This is a genomic window from Micromonospora sp. NPDC047738 (genome assembly GCF_040642675.1).
In the GTDB taxonomy this organism is placed as follows: domain Bacteria; phylum Actinomycetota; class Actinomycetes; order Mycobacteriales; family Micromonosporaceae; genus Micromonospora.
On the sequence record NZ_JBEYSO010000024.1, the window covers coordinates 22,568 to 39,119 of the forward strand.

Below are 16,552 nucleotides of genomic sequence, written 5' to 3' on the forward strand. Positions count from 1 at the left end.
CGTCACTGGTGGGTGGCGGCGTAGGCGGTCAGGGCGGCTAGTTGGGTGGGGTCGAGGGAGGGGCGGATGCGGGTGCGGGCCGTTGCGACGTGGGCCCGCGTGACGGTGGCGGCGGACAGGGACTCGCGCATCGCGGCGAGCGCCGCCTCGCGGACCAGCGCCGCGCAGTCGGCCGCCGAGAAGCCGTCCAGCTCGGCGCCGAGCGCGGCCAGGTCGACGTCCGGGGCGAGCGGCACGTTCCGGGAAGCCGCGCGGAGGATCTCCGCCCGGGCCGGGCCGTCCGGCGGCGGCACGTACACCAGGCGTTCCAGCCGGCCGGGGCGCAGCAGCGCGGGGTCGACCCGGTCCGGCCGGTTGGTCGCGCCGACCACCACCACGTTGCGCAGCGCCTCCACCCCGTCCAGTTCGGTGAGCAGGGCGGCCACCACCCGGTCGGTGGTGCCGCCGTCGGTGGCCTGGCCCCGGACCGGGGCGAGTGCGTCCACCTCGTCCAGGAAGACCAGCGTGGGTGCGGCCTCGCGGGCCCGGCGGAACAGTTCCCGGACCGCGCGTTCGCTCTCGCCCACCCACTTGGAGAGCAGCTCCGCGCCCTTCACCGACAGCACGTTGGCCCGCCCCGAGCCGGCCAGCGCGGTGACCAGGTAGGTCTTGCCGCAGCCGGGCGGCCCGTAGAGCAGCACCCCGCGTGGCGGCGTCACGCCCAGCCGGGCGAAGGTGTCCGGGTAGGTCAGCGGCCAGAGCACCGACTCGGTCAGCGTCTCCTTGACCTCGTGCAGGCCCCCGACGTCGTCCAGGGTCACCGAGGCCAGTTCCAGGGTGGACGCGGCCATCGTGGTGGGGCGGACCACCTCCAGCGCGGCGGTGAAGTCGGCCATCGCCACGGTCGGCGTCTCGGCCGCCTTCTGTCGCAGGGCGGCCCGTACGCCGGCCTCGCGGACCAGTGCGGCCAGGTCGGCGGCGACGAACCCGGGCGTACGGGCGGCTACCTCGTCGAGCCGGACGTCCTCGGCGAGCGGCACCTGCCGGGTGAGCACGGTCAACTGTTCCCGGCGCAGCGGCTGGTCCGGCAGGGGCACGGTGATCCGTAACGAGAGCAGGTCCGGGGCGCGCAGGGCGGGGTCCACCGCCTCCGGCCGGCTCGTGGTGCAGACCACCGCCGCCCCGGATCCGACCGCCTCGGCGACGACCTGCCGGAACACCGTGGCCACCGGGCCGGGCTCGTCCGCCGGGGCGATCGCCTCCACGTCGGTGACCAGCAGCACAGCCGCTTTGTCGGCGCGTACCGCCGCGGCGGCCTCGCGCAGCCGGCGGGCGGCCGCGTCGTTGCTCAGCGCGGCCAGCTCCGGCGCCCAGAGCGGGCAGACCCGGGCGCGTACCCGGGCGGCGACCGCGCGGACCAGCGCCGACTTGCCCGAGCCGGCCGGTCCGCTGACCAGCACGCCCAGCGAGACGGTGGTGCCCAGCCGCCGCAGCACCTCGCGGTGGTGGAAGCCCAGGTCGAGCAGCTCGGTCAGCTCCTCGGCCTGGGCCCGCAGCCCGGGCAGCTCGTCGACGTCCGGCGCCTCGGCCGGCTCAGCGAGCTCGGGCTCGGGGGCCGGTGCGGCCCATTCGCTCCCGGCGCCGGCTGGTCGGTTGACCGGGGGTCGGCCGCCGGCCGGCCGGCCGTTCGGGTACGGGCCGGCCGCGCCGGGGCCGTGGGTGGCCGCGCCGTGCTCCCAGCCGACCACCGTGTCCATGGTGACCAGTGCGCCGGCCCCCGGTTCCGCCGTGACCACGGTGAGCAGGGTGCTGGTCCAGGCGTACCCGACGGTGTTGGCGAGGCTGCGCCGGGCGGCCTCGACCAGGCCGCGGACCGCGGCGTCGGGCAGCACGTCCTGGGGCAGCAGCGAGACGTCGTCCCCGGCGGTGACGACCTTGCCGAGCAGGGCGAGGCGGAGCATCTCCGGGGAGACCGCGGCCACGACCGCGACCGGCCCGGACAGGGTCACCCGGCGGGCGGGGACCACCGGCAGCGGGCCCACCGTCACCTGCCCGCCGTCCCGCAGGCCGAGGTTGCCGAGCAGCAGGTCGTCGGCGTAGAGCAGGGCGGTGCTTGCGGTCGGTTCGGCCGCGGCCGCGATGCCGGCGGTCGCCCGCCGGCCGGTCAGGCGTACCGGGTCGCCGGGGCGTAACGCCAGCGCGGTCAGCACCTCGGGGTGCAGGCGGACGACGCCGCGCCGGGCGTCCAGCGCCGCCGGGCGCAGGCTCGCGGTCAGGGTCAGCTCGGGTTCCGCCACCCGCCCGACAGTAGCCGCCGGCACCACCTGGTGCCCGCGGCGCGTCCCGCCCGGTCAGCGCTGGCCCGGATCCTCCAGCAGCGAGGGATCGCGCCGGACCATCTCGGCCAGCCGGGCCGCCGGGTCCGGACCCTCCCGGTCGTGGCCGGGGGCCGGCACGGGGGTCGGCGGCATCGGCCAGGCCGGCGGGGGCGGGGGCGGCGCGGGCACGGGGCCGACCGTCACCTCCCGGCCCGTCCAGGCGACCCGCAGCGGGTACGCCCGCCCGCCGTGCTCCACCCGCAGGGTGACCGCCAGCCCGGGGTGCTCCGCCACCACCTGGCGTACCGCCTCGGCCACCTCCTCGATCGGGTCCACCTGTTCGGGCCGGGCCCCGCCGCGCAGCCGGTACGCGCCGTGCCCGTCCCGCCGCGCCACCGCCGGCGACACCTCGTCCCGGTCGGCCTCGTCGCCGGTTCCCCGGCGGCGCAACGCCTCCTCACGGCGCGCCAGCCGGGCCAGTGTCTCGTCCAGATCACCCCTCATCGAGTCCACCCCTTTCGTCGAGAACGGGTCGGGCAGGCAGCCGCGGATCCGGGTAGCCGGTTCCGCGCCGGCCACCTCCAGCATCACTGATGTACCGAGTTCTTCAACTCGGCGATCAATCGCGGGCTGAGCGTCCCGCCGGCCCGGTCGGTGAACAGCCGCATCTCGTACGCCACGGTGCCCAGGTTGGCCGAGCGGTCGGCGACCACGCCGAGCAGGGCACCACTGCTGATCGGGCCGATCAGCAGATAGCCCTCGGCCAGGTCCACGACCACCCGGTTGAGGCCGCCCAGGGCGTACCAGTTCGCGGCGCGCCCGGCGAGGCCGGTCAGGCCGGAGAGCACGGCGGCGAGCCGCTCCGCGGTGGACCGGTCCTTGCTGGCGGACGCCGCCAGCAGCACGCCGTCGGCGGAGACCGCGACGGCCTCCAGTACCCCGGTGGTGCTGGAGGTGAACGAGTCGAGCAACCAGTTGAAGGTGCAGACCTCGGGCCGGCGGCCCCCGGCGGGGTTCGGTCGGTCGACGTTGCCGTGCGCAGCGGGGCTGGTCACCGTGATGAGTCCTCTTCGTAGCGGCGGTCCGGACTGACTTCGCGCAGAACACGGGCGATTTCGGACCGGAACGTAGCCCAGGCCGGCCCGGTGTGATCGCCGTCGCGGAGTCGGCTTGGTGTCACTTCCGAGTGGGTGACGGGTCGTCGACCGGTCGGGCACGCTGCGTCCCCGGGTAGTCGCCAGGATGGCGGGATCGGCGGCGGTTTGCGAGCGTAGATGTGATTTCCCGCGATCCGAATTCGTCCCGCTCAGCCGGCCTGGCCGGACCACGGTCGACGGATCTCGCGCACCGAACGGCGCAGCCGGACGAACGTACGGCGGATCTCAGGGAACGCTCAGCGTCCGGGCCGTACCGTGTGCCGCATGAGATCACCGCTCACCGCCGCGCGGATCCGGCGTGCCCTGGCCACCCGCCGTCGCCGGGTCGTCGCCGCGGTGGTGGTGGTCGGCCTGGTCGCCGTCGCGGTGACCTGGGCGGCCCGGCCGCAGCGGCCCGGCTTCCGGACCGAGTCGGCGCTGGTGACCGTCCGCTCCGGACCGGCCGGCGACCAGCCGGTCGACCTGGACACCACGCTCTACCTGCCCGGGGATGCGTCGGCCGGGCACCGGGTGCCGGCCGTGCTGCTGGCGCACGGCTTCGGCGGCACCAAGGAGTCGGTCCGCTCCGACGCGGAGGACCTGGCCGACCGGGGGTACGCGGTGCTCACCTGGACCGCGCGGGGCTTCGGCCGCAGCGGCGGCGAGATCCACCTGGACAGCCCGGACTACGAGGTGCGGGACGCCCAGCGGCTGCTCGACCGGCTCGCCGCCCGCCCGGACATCCGGCTCGACGCCGCCGGGGACCCGCGGGTCGGCGTGGTCGGCGGCTCGTACGGCGGCGGCCTGGCGCTGCTGCTGGCCGCGCAGGACCGCCGGGTCGACGCGATCGTTCCCATGATCACCTGGAACGACCTGTCCCGGGCCTTCCTGCCCGAGAGCACCGGCAAGGCACCCACCGAGGGCGTGTTCAAGAAGGGCTGGGCCGGCCTGTTCTTCGGTGGCGGCGGCAACGCCGGCTCCGGCCCGGCCGGCCTCTCCGGCACCACCGCCGGCCAGCCCGAGGGCGCCCCGGCGTCGGCCGGCGCGCCCAGCCCGCAGCCCGGCGCCGGCCCCGGTACCGGCTCCGGGCGCGCCCCCGGCGGCGCCGCCGACCCGTCCTGTGGCCGGTTCGCCGCCGACGTCTGCGCCGCGTACCTGCGGATCGCCACCACCGGGCGGGCCGACGCCCAGGCGGTCGACCTGCTGCGCCGCTCCTCCCCGGCCGGGGTGCTCGACCGGATCAAGGCGCCGACCCTGCTCGTGCAGGGGGAGGCGGACACCCTCTTCCCGCTCACCGAGGCGGACGCCAACGCGCGCGGCATCGCCGCCGCCGGCACCCCGGTCCGGGTCGCCTGGTTCACCGGCGGCCACGACGGCGGCACGGGCCCGACCTCCGACTCGGACCGGGTGAAGTTCCTGACCGCGCAGTGGCTCGACCACTACGTCAAGGGCGAGGGCGCGGCACCGGGGGAGTCCTTCACCTTCTCCCGGATCGCCGGCTTCGACGCGCTCGACCGGGGCCTGGTGGCCACCGGCTACCGCACCACCGACTACCCCGGCGTGGCCGGGCAGACCCGGCAGGACATCACGCTCGCCGGCCCCGCCCAGTCGGTCGCCAACCCGCCCAACGGCAACCCGGCGGCGATCTCCTCGGTGCCGTTCGCCGGGGCGATCGGCTCGCTGCTGGACGGGGTGGCCGGCGACATCCCCGGCCAGCACGTCCGGTTCGAGTCCGCCCCGCTGACCGACGCGGTCGACGTGGTCGGCGCGCCCACCGTGCAGATCAGGGCCGCCTCGCCCACCGGCGAGGCGGTGCTCTTCGTCAAGCTCTACGACGTCGACCCGCAGGGCGCCGCCACCCTCCCCGACGGCCTGGTCGCCCCGGTCCGGCTGACCGGCCTGCCGAGGGCGCTCGACGCCGCGCAGCCGGTGACCGTCACCCTGCCGGCGATCGTCCGCCGGATCGAGGCCGGGCACCGGCTGCGGGTCGTCGTGGCCACCTCCGACCAGGCGTACGCCACCCCGGCCGAGCCGGTGGTGCACACCGTCGCCCTCGGCGGCGGCCCGCTGGTGCTGCCCACGGTCGACGCCCAGCCGATCCCCACCACGGCCACGATCTGGCGCTGGGTGCTGGTCGGCCTGCTCGCCGCGATCGCGGTCGGGCTCGCCGTGGTCGTCCTGGTGGCCCGGCGCCGGCACCGCCGCCAGGACAGCTCGATCCACCCGGCGTACGCGGGCGTCCCGCTCGCCGTCCGCCAGCTCCGCAAGGAGTACGCGGACGGCTTCGTCGCCGTCTCCAACGTGGACTTCGATGTGCACCCCGGTCAGGTGGTCGGCCTGCTCGGCCCGAACGGTGCCGGCAAGACCACCACCCTGCGGGTGCTGATGGGGCTGACCCAGCCCACCGCAGGCGAGATCTACGTCTTCGGTCACCGGCTGGTGCCCGGCTCGCCGGTGCTCTCCCGGATCGGGGCGCTGGTCGAGGGGCCGGGCTTCCTGCCGCACCTGTCCGGCCTGGAGAACCTGAAGGCGTACTGGCGGGCGACCGGGCGGCCCTGGGCGGACGCGCACTTCGACGAGGCGCTGGAGATCGCCGGGTTGGGCGATTCGGTGCACCGCAAGACCCGGAAGTACAGCCACGGCATGCGGCAGCGGTTGGCCATCGCCCAGGCCATGCTGGGCCTGCCCGAGCTGCTGGTGCTCGACGAGCCGACGGACGGCCTCGACCCGCCGCAGATCGCCGAGATGCGCCGGGTGCTCCAGCGCTACGCCAGCGACGGCCGGGCCGTGCTGGTCTCCAGCCACCTGCTGGCCGAGGTGGAGCAGACCTGCACCCACGCGGTGGTGGTGAACAAGGGGCGGATCGTCGCCTCCGGGCCGGTCGAGGAGATCGTCGGCGAGTCGCCGAGCGTGCTGTTCGAGGTCAGCGACCCGGACGCGGCACGCGGCGTGCTGAGGCGGCTGCACGGCGTACGGGTGCTGCCCGACGGCGACGGTGGGCTGGTGGTGGACACGAACGGCACGGCCCGCAGCGAGGTGGTGGCCGAGCTGGTCCGGGCCGGCATCGGGGTGGACCGGGTGGTGCCCCGACGTCGCCTGGAGGACGCGTTCCTCGCCCTGGTCGGCGAGAACTCTCGGGGAAGCGGGGACCGGTGATGGGACAGTCGTCATCCGTGGCCACGGTGGAGCGCCGCGGGGCCGCGCCGGGCTACCGGCCGTCGGCGACCCTGCCGTTCCTGGCCGAGTTCCGCCGGCAGGCGTCCCGGCGGCGTACCCAGCTCGCGCTGGGGTTCATGGTGCTGCTGCCGTTGATCATCCTGGTCGCGTTCCAGTTCAACTCGGGTGAGGACGACCGTGGCGGCCGGGGGGAGTTCTCCAGCCTGGCCGACCTGGCCACCTCCGGCGGGCTGAACTTCACCCTGTTCACGATCCTGGTCTCGGCGTCGTTCCTCCTGGTCGTGGTGGTGGCCCTGTTCTGCGGGGACACGGTGGCCAGCGAGGCGAGCTGGGGCAGCCTGCGCTACCTGCTGGCCGTCCCGGTGCCCCGCGCCCGGCTGCTCACGGTGAAGCTGCTGGTCGCGCTCGCGTACTCGGGGCTGGCCCTGCTGCTGCTCGCCACCACCGCGCTGCTCGCCGGCACCCTGCGGTACGGCTGGTCCCCGCTGCGCAGCCAGGTCGCCGCCGAGCTGGCCCCGGCGGACGGGCTGGTCCGCCTGCTCGCGATCCTCGGCTACCTGGCGGTCGTCCTGCTGGTGGTGGCCGGGCTGGCGTTCCTGCTCTCGGTGAGCACGGACGCCGCGCTCGGCGCGGTCGGCGGGGCGGTGCTGCTCTGGATCCTCTCCAGCATCCTGGACCAGATCACCGCGTTGGGCGGCCTGCGTGCCCTGCTGCCGACCCACTACAGCAGCGCCTGGCTGGGCCTGCTCTCCACGCCGGTGCAGACCGACGACGTGGTACGCGGTGCCATCTCGGCGATCGTCTACGCCACGATCTTCTGGAGCCTGGCCTTCTGGCGGTTCACCCGCAAGGACGTCACAAGCTGACTCCACTTCGGCGACGTGGCGGTATCCGGTCGTCCGGACACCGCCACGTCGGCGGCCTGGCGCTGGTTCACCCAGACCCAGACCCAGACCCAGAGCGGGCCGGGGCGGTGAGGACCGCGTCGAGCAGGCCCGGGTAGAGGCGGTCCAGTTCCTCCCGCCGCAGCCGGACGTAGCGGCTGGTGCCGGCGACCCGGGTCCGGGTCAGGCCGGCCTCGCGCAGCACCTTGAGGTGGTGGCTGCGGGTCGCCTTGGAGACGCCGAACTCGAAGGTGCCGCAGGCGTACTCGCCGCCCTCGGCGAGGGCGCGCACGATCTGCAGCCGGACGTCGTCGGCCAGGGCCGCCAGCACGGCGGTGACCGGCACCTCGCGCAGTTCGGGTTCGTGCAGCTCCATGTGACCAGGGTAACCCATGTTCGACTTTCATCGAACAAGCTCCTAGAGTCGGCGATGCTGGTTCGACAATACTCGAACATTGGAGCTGTCATGCGCTCTCGTCACGCCGCGTTCCCGCTCTTCGCCGTGCTCAGCTGGGGCGTCATGTTCCCCGTCCTGGCCAGCGCGCTCACCCGGGTGGACGCACTCAACCTGACCGCCGCCCGGTACGTCCTCGCCGCCGCCGTGCTCGTCGCCCTGCTGCTGATCCGGGAGGGGTGGACCGCGCTGCGTGCGGGCCGGCGCGGGGCCGAGGTGCTGCTGCTCGGCGTGGTCGGCTTCGCCGGCTTCAACGTGCTCACCAACCTCGCCCTCGGGCACGCCGCCCCGCAGCAGATCGCCCTGTTCGCCGCCACCACGCCCCTGGTCACCCAGCTCGTCCGCTGGGCCCGGGACGGCGTACGCCCCCGGCCGGCGCTGCTCGGCCTCTCGCTGGTCGCCCTGGTCGGCGTCGGTCTGGTGATCACCCGCGGCCGGCTCGACGGGCTCGGCCAGTTCGGCGTCGGCGGGTTGCTCATGATCGGTGCGGTGCTCGCCTGGGCGATCTACACCCACGGCGCCGGCCGGTTCCCCGAGTACTCCGCGCTGCGCTACACCACCCTGACCGCCGTCGCCGGCACGCTCGCCATGCTGGCCGCCAGCGCCGCCGCCGACCTCACCGGGCTCCAGCACGCACCGGCCGCCGCCGACCTCGTCGCGGTCGCCCCGCAGCTCGCGTACGCCGTGGTGGTCGCCGCCGTCCTCGCGGTGCTCGCCTGGAACACCGGGGTGCGCCGGCTCGGCGCCGCCGACGCCGCGCTGTTCATGAACCTGGTCCCGGTGACCACGTTCGCGGTGCAGACCCTCCGCGGCTACCGGCTCGGCGCCGTGGAGCTGGCCGGCGCGGGCCTGACCATCGCCGCCCTGATCGCCGCCAACCTCGCCACCCGTACCCGCGCCGCGACTCCCGCCCCGGCCACGCCGGTCTCCGCCGTGACCGACCGCCAGGCCGTCGTCGACCCCGCCGCCGTCCTCGCCCGCTGATCCAGCGCGCCGGTAGCTCACAAAATGGGAACCCCCGTTGGTGCGGGCGGTGGACCTGCATAGACTCGGTGCCACAACTGCATACCTCATCCAGAGGGGCTGAGGGATACGGCCCGATGACGCCCCGGCAACCACCCGCGCGCTCGACGACGAGCGTCGCCGGCAGGTGCCAATTCCGTCCCCGCCGCACAAGGCGATGCGGGGGAAGATGAGAGGACACCTCGCCATGACGTCGACGCTTCCCGCCAGCTCCGGCATCGACACCACCCTCAGCCCGGCCCGCGCCCTGGTCTGTCGCGGCTGTTCCGCGCGCTACCCGCTCGCCGCCCAGCACGCCTGCTACGAGTGCTTCGGGCCGCTGGAGGTCGACTACGACACCGCCGCCCTCGCCACGGTCACCCGCGAACAGATCGAGGCCGGCCCGAAGAACCTCTGGCGGTACGCGGGCCTGCTCCCCGCCGGCCAGGACCCGGCCACCCGGGTGACCCTGAACCCAGGGCTGACCCCGCTGGTCGCGGCCCCGCACCTCGCCGCCGAGCTGGGCCTCACCGCCCCGCTCTGGATCAAGGACGACAGCGCCAACCCGACGCACTCGTTCAAGGACCGGGTGGTCTCGGTGGCGCTGACCGCCGCCCGGGCGCTCGGCTTCACCCGGTACGCCTGCGCCTCCACCGGCAACCTGGCCAACTCGGTGGCCGCCCACGCGGCCCGGGCGGGGGCGCCCTCGGTGGTCTTCATCCCCGGCGACCTGGAACAGGGCAAGGTGGTGACCACCGCCGTCTACGGCGGCGAGCTGGTCGCCATCGACGGCTCGTACGACGACGTGAACCGGCTCTGCGGCGAGCTGGTGGAGACCGACGAGTTCGAGGACACCGCGTTCGTCAACGTCAACGTGCGGCCGTACTACGCCGAGGGCTCCAAGACTCTCGGGTACGAGGTGGCCGAGCAGCTCGGCTGGCGGATCCCCGCCCAGGTGGTCATCCCGATGGCCAGCGGCGAGCTGCTCACGAAGATCGACAAGGCGTTCTCCGAGCTGGTCGAGGTCGGGCTGGTCGAGGCGCCGGCCGGGGGCTGGAAGGTGTTCGGCGCCCAGTCCGCTGGCTGCAACCCGATCGCCACGGCGCTGCACGCCGGCAGCGACACCATCGTCCCGGTCAAGCCGACCGGCATCGCCAAGTCGCTGAACATCGGCGACCCCGCCGCCGGGCTCTACGCGCTGGAGGCGGTCCGCCGCACCGGCGGCTGGATGGAGTACGCCGACGACGACGAGATCCGCGCGGCCATCCGGCTGCTGGCGCGTACCACCGGGGTTTTCGCGGAGACCGCCGGCGGCGTCACCGTGGCGGTGTTGCGCAAGCTGGTCGAGTCCGGGCGCCTCGACCCGGCGGCCGAGACCGTCGTCTTCAACACCGGCGAGGGCCTCAAGACCCTCGACGCGGTGGCCGACCAGGTCGGCCCCACCCACCGGATCAAGCCCTCCCTCCGCGCCGCCCGCGACGCCGGCCTCCTCAGCTGACCGCGCCGCCGCTCTTGTCGATCAAGAGGTTTGGGTCCAGAACGACGCGCGCTGGGACGCAAACCCCTTGATCAACTCGACGATGCGGGGGAGGGCGGATCGCCCGGACGGGGGATCGGGTCGATCCGCCGGGTAACTGGCTTTTCGCTGTGAGTGTGGAAAACCCGCCGACAAGGACTTGACGGCAGGAATTGGACGGCGCAAGATGCTCGGTGCGGGAGGGCATCCGCCGGAGACTTTTCAAGTTCTTGCGACCCAACGCCGGAGGCGTTGTGCGGACGTCCCTCCCGACCAGCATCCGAAGGGGCCAGCGGAAAACCGCTGGCCCCTTCGCTGTGCGGTGGGCCACGCTCGGGGGCATGGGCATCTCCGTCTCTCCCCTCGATCCCGCCGACCAGGCGACCCTCGACGCGGTGTACCGGACGGCGGCCGCGGCCCAGGCCGTGGACGAGCCGGACCTCCCGCCGCTGTGCCGGCGGCGGTTCGAGGCGCCGCTGCGGCACCCGATGCCGGGCATCGACACCCGCTGGTGGGTCGCCCGCCTCGACGGGGTGCCCGCCGGCTGGCTCCGGCTGTACCTGCACACCCTCGACAACACCGACAACGCCAGCGTCGAGCTGGTGGTGGACCCGGCCTACCGGCGGCGCGGGGTGGGGCGGGCGCTGCACGAGCACGGGCTGCGGCTGCTGCGGGAACGCGGTGGCAAGCGGCTGGTCGGTTCGACCGTCACCGCCCTGCCCGGCGAGGAGGCCCGGGAGCTGCCCGGGGCTGCCTTCGCCGCCACCGTCGGCGCGAAGCCGGCGCTCGCCGACGTCCGCCGCCGGCTGGACGTCACCGCCCTCGACCGGCCGCGCCTGGCCGGCCTGCTCGCCGGGGCCCGCACGTCCGCCGCCGGCTACCGCACCGTCCGCTGGTCGAACCACACCCCGGAGGAGTACGTCGCCGACGTCGCCTACCTGGAGGGGCGGCTCCTGGTGGACGCGCCCCTCGGTGACCTCGAATGGGAGCAGGAGAAGGTCGACGCCGAGCGGATCCGCGGCACGGAGCGGGCGCTCGACGCGCGCGGGGTCCGCCGGTACAACGTCGGAGCGGTGCACGAGGCGTCCGGCCGGCTGGTCGCCTGGAGCATGGTCAGCCTGGCCGCCAACACCACCTGGCACGCCTGGCAGCAGATCACCATCGTCGACCCGGACCACCGGGGCCACCGGCTCGGGCTGCTCACAAAGATCGAGAACCTCGACCACGCGCTGGCGCACGAACCGGAGCTGCGCGTGATCGACACCTTCAACGCGGCGACGAACACCCACATGATCGCGATCAACGAGCAACTCGGCTACCGGCCCGCGGCCGGCTCGACCGACTGGCAGCTGACGATCTGACTTGTGACACGCCCCTACTGATCTGGTGGCTCGCTGTTGCATGATGGCGGGCATGACGGAGACCCCGCACCCCCTGTACGACAGGCACGCCGACACCCTCAACCGAGCGCTGACCGCCATCACGGAGCGCGGGTACTGGTCCGCCTACCCCGAGTCGCCCAGCCCCCGGGTGTACGGCGAGACCGCCGCCGCGGACGGCAAGGCGGCCTTCGAGGCGTACCTCAAGGCCGACTTCCCCCTCGACCAGGCGGGTGACGGGCAGAGCGTCGCCACCGAGGTCAGCCCGTTCGGCCTGGAGCTGGACGTGCGCTACCCGCACACCACCGCCGACCAGCTCGTGGCCGCCGCCTCCGCCGCCCTGCCGGCCTGGCGCGACGCCGGCCCGCAGGCCCGGGCGGGCGTCTGCCTGGAGATCCTCGACCGGCTGCACCGGAACGTCTTCGAGCTGGCCAACGCGGTGCAGTTCACCAGCGGCCAGGCGTTCGTGATGGCCTTCCAGGCCGGCGGCGCGCACGCGCTGGACCGGGCGCTGGAGGCGATCGCCTACGCGTACTCCGAGATGACCCGCCACCCGGCCACGGCCGGCTGGGAGAAGGCCGCCGGCAAGGGCGACCCGCTGCGGATGACCAAGACCTTCCACGTGGTGCCGCGCGGCGTGGCGCTGGTGATCGGCTGCAACACCTTCCCGACCTGGAACTCGTACCCGGGGCTCTTCGCCTCGCTGGCCACCGGCAACCCGGTGATCATCAAGCCGCACCCGCGCGCGGTGCTGCCCCTCGCGATCACCGTGAAGTACGCCCGCCAGGTGCTCGCCGAGGCCGGGTTCGACCCCAATCTGGTGCAGCTCGCGCCGGAGGCGCCGGGCGAGAAGCTCGCCTCCACCCTGGCCCTGCACCCGGCCGTGAAGATCGTCGACTTCACCGGTTCCACCGAGTACGGCGACTGGCTGGAGGTCAACGCCCGGCAGGCGGCCGTCTACACCGAGAAGGCCGGCCTGAACACGGTGGTCATCGACTCCACCGACGACTTCGCCGGGTTGTGCCGCAACCTGGGCTTCACGCTGACCCTCTACAGCGGCCAGATGTGCACCACCTCCCAGAACCTGCTGATCCCCCGGGACGGCATCGAGACCGACCAGGGGCACAAGAGCTTCGACGAGGTGGCCGCCGGGATCGCCGGGGCGGTCGGCAAGCTCACCGCCGACCCGGCCCGGGGCGTCGAGCTGACCGGCGCGATCGTCAACGACGGCGTGCTGGAGCGGCTGGAGGAGGTCACCAAGGTCGGCGAGCCGGTGCTGGAGTCGCGGACCGTCGAGCACCCGTCCTTCCCCGGCGCGGTGGTGCGTACGCCGACCATCGTCAAGCTGGACGCGGCGGACACGGCGACCTACTCGCGGGAGTGGTTCGGGCCGATCTCGTTCGCCATCGCGACCGACTCGACGGCGCACAGCCTGGCGATCCTGCGGACCACGGTGGGGGAGAAGGGTGCGCTCACCGCCGGTGTCTACTCCACCGACGAGGCGGTGCTGGACGCGGCCGAGGCGGCGGCGATCGACGCGGGCGTGCACCTGTCCTGCAACCTGACCGGCGGGGTCTTCGTCAACCAGTCGGCGGCGTTCTCCGACTTCCACGGGTCGGGGGCGAACCCGGCTGCCAACTCTGCTCTTACTGATGGCGCCTACGTGTCGAACCGGTTCCGCATCGTGCAGTCGCGTCGGCACGTCTAATCGTCTGTTGCTGTTGGGGTTTCCGGGGCGGGCCTTGTTGAGGTTTCCGGGGGCCTTGTTGGGGTTTCCGGGGCAGGCCACCTCGCTCCGGGCGGTCAGGCTTGATCCCTCCGCGAGGCGGCCTGCCCCGGAAACCCGTCCGGGTCGCCCTGCTCCCGCGGCTTCGGCCCGGAGGTGGGTGATCTTCGGGTGCTGCCCCTGGGTGGGGTCCTTGGTTCGGGGGCGTTCTCCGGCGCTGCCTCGGGTGTTGTCGCCGGGTGGCGGGGTCAGGCGGGGCGGCGCATCTGGAGTTCGTTGAGGGCCGGGATCTTGGGGTGCGGGACGCGTACGCCGGTGTCGACGAAGCCGAGCTTCCGGTATGCCCGGTAGGCGCGGTCGTTGCCCACCACCACCTCCAGCATCAGCTCGGGCCGGCCGCAGGCGCGGGACCAGGCGGCCACCTCGTCCACCAGCGCGCCCAGCAGCCCGTTGCCGCGCCATGTCGGCGTGACGTAGACGGCGTAGATCACGGTCAGCTGGGGCTCTCCCGGGACGACCGTGCCCCCGGCGTGGCCGACCAGCCGACCGCCCGGATCGGCCACGAACTGGGCGGTCACCGTGCCGTCGGCGACCGAGGCGATCCGCGCCGCGTAGTCGGCGTGCGGGCGGGCGGCGGCCTCGGCAACGGTCTCCAGGAACGCCAGCGGCGAATCGGCGAGCATCTCCAGCCGGAGCGCCCGCATTCGCGCGGCGTCCTCGGGCCGGACCCGGCGGACGGTCCCGGGGCGGGTCACGGTAGTGGTCGGCGCGCTGATCATCAGAACTCCTTCGAGGAGACCTTGCAGTTTAGGGCGGGGCGGAATCGGACTCCTGAGGACCAGGGCCCGCCACCCGCACCCCGGTATGCCGGCTCTGCCCGTCCGGGTCGGCTGCTGGCCCGAATATGCCCGATTTGTGGTCGTGCGCGGTCGTCACGCCTCGTGTAGCGTGCGATTTCGGTCACCGATTCAGCGGTCGTCGCCGATCGCCGAACCGGTGGTCCGCCGGTGCCGGTCCGCCGGTTTCCGGGTTGTGGAACGCCGCGCAGAGTGAGGAAGTGCACCGTGGCACAGGGCACCGTCAAGTGGTTCAACGCCGAAAAGGGCTACGGCTTCATCGCCGTCGACGGCGGGCAGGACGTCTTCGTCCACTTCTCCGCGATCGAGATGGACGGCTACAAGGCGCTGGACGACGGCCAGCGGGTCGAGTTCGAGATCGCGCAGGGCCAGAAGGGTCCGCAGGCGGAGCGGGTTCGCCTCATCGCCTGACCCGTCGCCGCCCGACCGGCGGCTTTCCACCCGATCAGGGGCTGCGGTGCCGGCGCGCACCGTGAAAGATCATGAGCCATTCCAGCCGTCACGCTGAGGAGGGTTCATGTCCGACCAGCCCCCGTCGGGTTCCACCGAGCCAGTGCCCCCGGCGTCGTCCGGTCCCCCGGCCGACCCGACCCGGTCGACGTCGCCAGCCTTCGAGCCGGGCTCGGCGGCGGGGCATACGGGCGAACCGGCCACACCCGGACAGTCCACCCCGACAGTTCCGGGTGTGCCCGCCCAGCCCAGCGCCGGTGACCCCGCAGCGCCGGCGCAACCCGGCCAGCCTGGATATCCGGCGGCACCCGGCCAGCCGGTCTTGCCCGGCCAGCCCGTCCTGCCGGGCCACCCGGTCCCGCCCGGGCAGCCTGTCGTGCCGGGCCAGTTTCCGCCGCCCGGACCGCCGATCGGGCCCGGCCAGCCGGGGTACGAGGTGCCCGGCGGGCAGCCCTGGGAGGCGTACCCGACGGATCCGGCCGCGCAGCCGCAGGGCTGGGTGTGGCCGGCCGCGGGCGGTCCCGTGCCGGCCGGCGCCTGGCCGGGTGCCCCGATGCCCGGCCAGCCGTACGGCTGGTATCCGGGCGCGGACCCGGGTGACCCCCTGGTCACGCCGCCGTACGCCGGCATCGGTGGCTGGTTCGCCCGGTGCACCGGGGCGGTGCAGCGCGGCTGGCGCCAGTTGCTGCCGATCATGCTGCTCACCCAGACGGTCCCGGCGGCGGTGATGTCGATCCTCACGCTCGTCCTCCTCCCGACGGCGCAGCCCACCACCGCGCCGGACGGCGCCCCGGTCCTGCCGGACGGTTACTTCCAGGACGTGTTCGCCCTCTACGGTCTGGTGCTCCTCGCCGCCCTGATCTTCGGCCCGCTGCAGAGCGCGGGTTGGGCCGCGGGCACCTGGGTGGTGGCCCGCCAGGCGGCCGGCGAGCCGGCCGGTGTCGGGGCCGCCCTCCGGTACGGATGGCGTCGGGCCCTCGGCGTCTGGGGCTGGACCATCGTCGCCACCCTGCTGATCTCGGTCGGTTTCTGCCTCTGCGTGCTGCCCGGGATCTACGCGGCCTTCGCGGTCGCCCTGTTCGGTCCGATCTACCTGTTCGAGCGGCAGGAGCCGATCGGCCGCGCCTTCCGGTTGTTCCACCAGCGGTTCGGGATGGTGCTGGGCCGGGTCGCGCTGGTCGCCGCGGCGGTCGTCGTCGGGTCGCTGGCCGGCGCCGTGATCGAGGGTGTGGGCCAGCTCCCGTTCGGGGCGGAGCCGATGGCCACCCCGGGCACGGCGGCCGGAGCCGTCGCGGTGTCGCTGGTCGCCGCCGTGCTGGTCACCCCGGTGTACCTGGCGCAGCTGGTCGGACTGGTCGTCACGTACGCCGAGCAGCGGGCCCAGGAAGGGCCGGTGAACGCCGCCCGGCTGGCCGCGGAACTCGGCTGAGCGGGGGCATCGTGCTTGCACTCGGCTAGGGAGAGTGCTAAACAGGTCATTGGCACTCGCATACGTTGAGTGCCAATGGTCGGGGCGGTAGGGCCACGGCCACGCCGGCGTCTCGATGGCGCCGGAGTGGCACGAGGCCGGTCGTCGCGGGCTATCCGGCCCGGCCTGCGGACGTCGCCGTCGCCAGGTGGCGACGTCCCAAGGTGCGTACACCAGGCGGCCCATCCGGGGGGCACACACTCGGG

At 74.0% G+C, this 16,552-nt stretch carries 12 protein-coding genes, 1 pseudogene and 1 riboswitch; of the genes and pseudogenes, 8 read left to right on the forward strand and 5 right to left on the reverse strand.

Annotation, left to right across the window (positions count from 1 at the left end):
- Positions 1 to 2 precede the first annotated feature (2 nt).
- The 3 genes from ABZ783_RS28335 to ABZ783_RS28345 form a co-directional block, all read right to left on the reverse strand.
- Complete coding sequence (locus ABZ783_RS28335; RefSeq protein WP_357443380.1) at positions 3 to 2,276, reverse strand: AAA family ATPase; 2,274 nt, start codon at positions 2,274 to 2,276, stop codon at positions 3 to 5.
- Between the two features lie 54 nt (positions 2,277 to 2,330).
- The gene (locus ABZ783_RS28340; RefSeq protein ID WP_357443382.1) at positions 2,331 to 2,801 is read right to left on the reverse strand and encodes a hypothetical protein; all 471 of its coding nucleotides are present in this window, start codon (positions 2,799 to 2,801) and stop codon (positions 2,331 to 2,333) included.
- An 83-nt stretch (positions 2,802 to 2,884) separates the two neighbouring features.
- Positions 2,885 to 3,352 carry a roadblock/LC7 domain-containing protein gene (locus tag ABZ783_RS28345; protein WP_357443384.1) on the reverse strand — a complete coding sequence of 156 codons (468 nt, stop codon included), beginning with the start codon at positions 3,350 to 3,352 and terminating at the stop codon, positions 2,885 to 2,887.
- A 366-nt stretch (positions 3,353 to 3,718) separates the two neighbouring features.
- On the opposite strand from ABZ783_RS28345, the gene ABZ783_RS28350 reads away from it, so the two are divergent.
- Entirely contained in the window at positions 3,719 to 6,589 is a 2,871-nt protein-coding gene (locus ABZ783_RS28350) for an alpha/beta fold hydrolase (protein WP_357443386.1), read from the forward strand.
- 13 nt (positions 6,590 to 6,602) lie between these two features.
- Positions 6,603 to 7,476, forward strand: a pseudogene (locus tag ABZ783_RS28355) (ABC transporter permease subunit).
- A gap of 67 nt (positions 7,477 to 7,543) precedes the next feature.
- Here ABZ783_RS28355 and ABZ783_RS28360 read toward each other — a convergent pair.
- Positions 7,544 to 7,870: a metalloregulator ArsR/SmtB family transcription factor gene (locus ABZ783_RS28360; RefSeq protein WP_357443388.1), complete on the reverse strand. Its 327-nt coding sequence runs from the start codon at positions 7,868 to 7,870 to the stop codon at positions 7,544 to 7,546.
- 90 nt (positions 7,871 to 7,960) lie between these two features.
- Here ABZ783_RS28360 and ABZ783_RS28365 point away from each other — a divergent pair, with 90 nt between their 5' ends.
- From ABZ783_RS28365 to paaN, 4 genes are all read left to right on the forward strand, one after another.
- The gene (locus ABZ783_RS28365; RefSeq protein WP_357443390.1) at positions 7,961 to 8,932 is read left to right on the forward strand and encodes a DMT family transporter; all 972 of its coding nucleotides are present in this window, start codon (positions 7,961 to 7,963) and stop codon (positions 8,930 to 8,932) included.
- Between the two features lie 83 nt (positions 8,933 to 9,015).
- A riboswitch (SAM riboswitch) is annotated at positions 9,016 to 9,147 on the forward strand.
- Between the two features lie 11 nt (positions 9,148 to 9,158).
- Positions 9,159 to 10,448, forward strand: coding sequence for a threonine synthase (gene thrC / locus ABZ783_RS28370; RefSeq protein ID WP_357443392.1), 1,290 nt, complete (start codon positions 9,159 to 9,161; stop codon positions 10,446 to 10,448).
- 359 nt (positions 10,449 to 10,807) lie between these two features.
- A complete protein-coding gene (locus ABZ783_RS28375; RefSeq protein ID WP_357443394.1) occupies positions 10,808 to 11,827 on the forward strand; it encodes a GNAT family N-acetyltransferase in 1,020 nt (339 codons plus the stop codon).
- A 52-nt stretch (positions 11,828 to 11,879) separates the two neighbouring features.
- Positions 11,880 to 13,553: a phenylacetic acid degradation protein PaaN gene (paaN, locus tag ABZ783_RS28380; RefSeq protein WP_357443396.1), complete on the forward strand. Its 1,674-nt coding sequence runs from the start codon at positions 11,880 to 11,882 to the stop codon at positions 13,551 to 13,553.
- A gap of 266 nt (positions 13,554 to 13,819) precedes the next feature.
- On the opposite strand, the gene ABZ783_RS28385 is transcribed toward paaN, so the two are convergent.
- Positions 13,820 to 14,350 carry a GNAT family N-acetyltransferase gene (locus ABZ783_RS28385; protein WP_357443398.1) on the reverse strand — a complete coding sequence of 177 codons (531 nt, stop codon included), beginning with the start codon at positions 14,348 to 14,350 and terminating at the stop codon, positions 13,820 to 13,822.
- Between the two features lie 285 nt (positions 14,351 to 14,635).
- Between ABZ783_RS28385 and ABZ783_RS28390 the strand changes: the two genes are divergently transcribed.
- Positions 14,636 to 14,839 (forward strand): cold-shock protein, encoded by a 204-nt coding sequence (locus ABZ783_RS28390; protein WP_018787966.1) that lies wholly within the window; start codon positions 14,636 to 14,638, stop codon positions 14,837 to 14,839.
- A gap of 415 nt (positions 14,840 to 15,254) precedes the next feature.
- Positions 15,255 to 16,307: a hypothetical protein gene (locus ABZ783_RS28395; protein WP_357443401.1), complete on the forward strand. Its 1,053-nt coding sequence runs from the start codon at positions 15,255 to 15,257 to the stop codon at positions 16,305 to 16,307.
- The last annotated feature ends 245 nt before the right edge of the window (positions 16,308 to 16,552 follow it).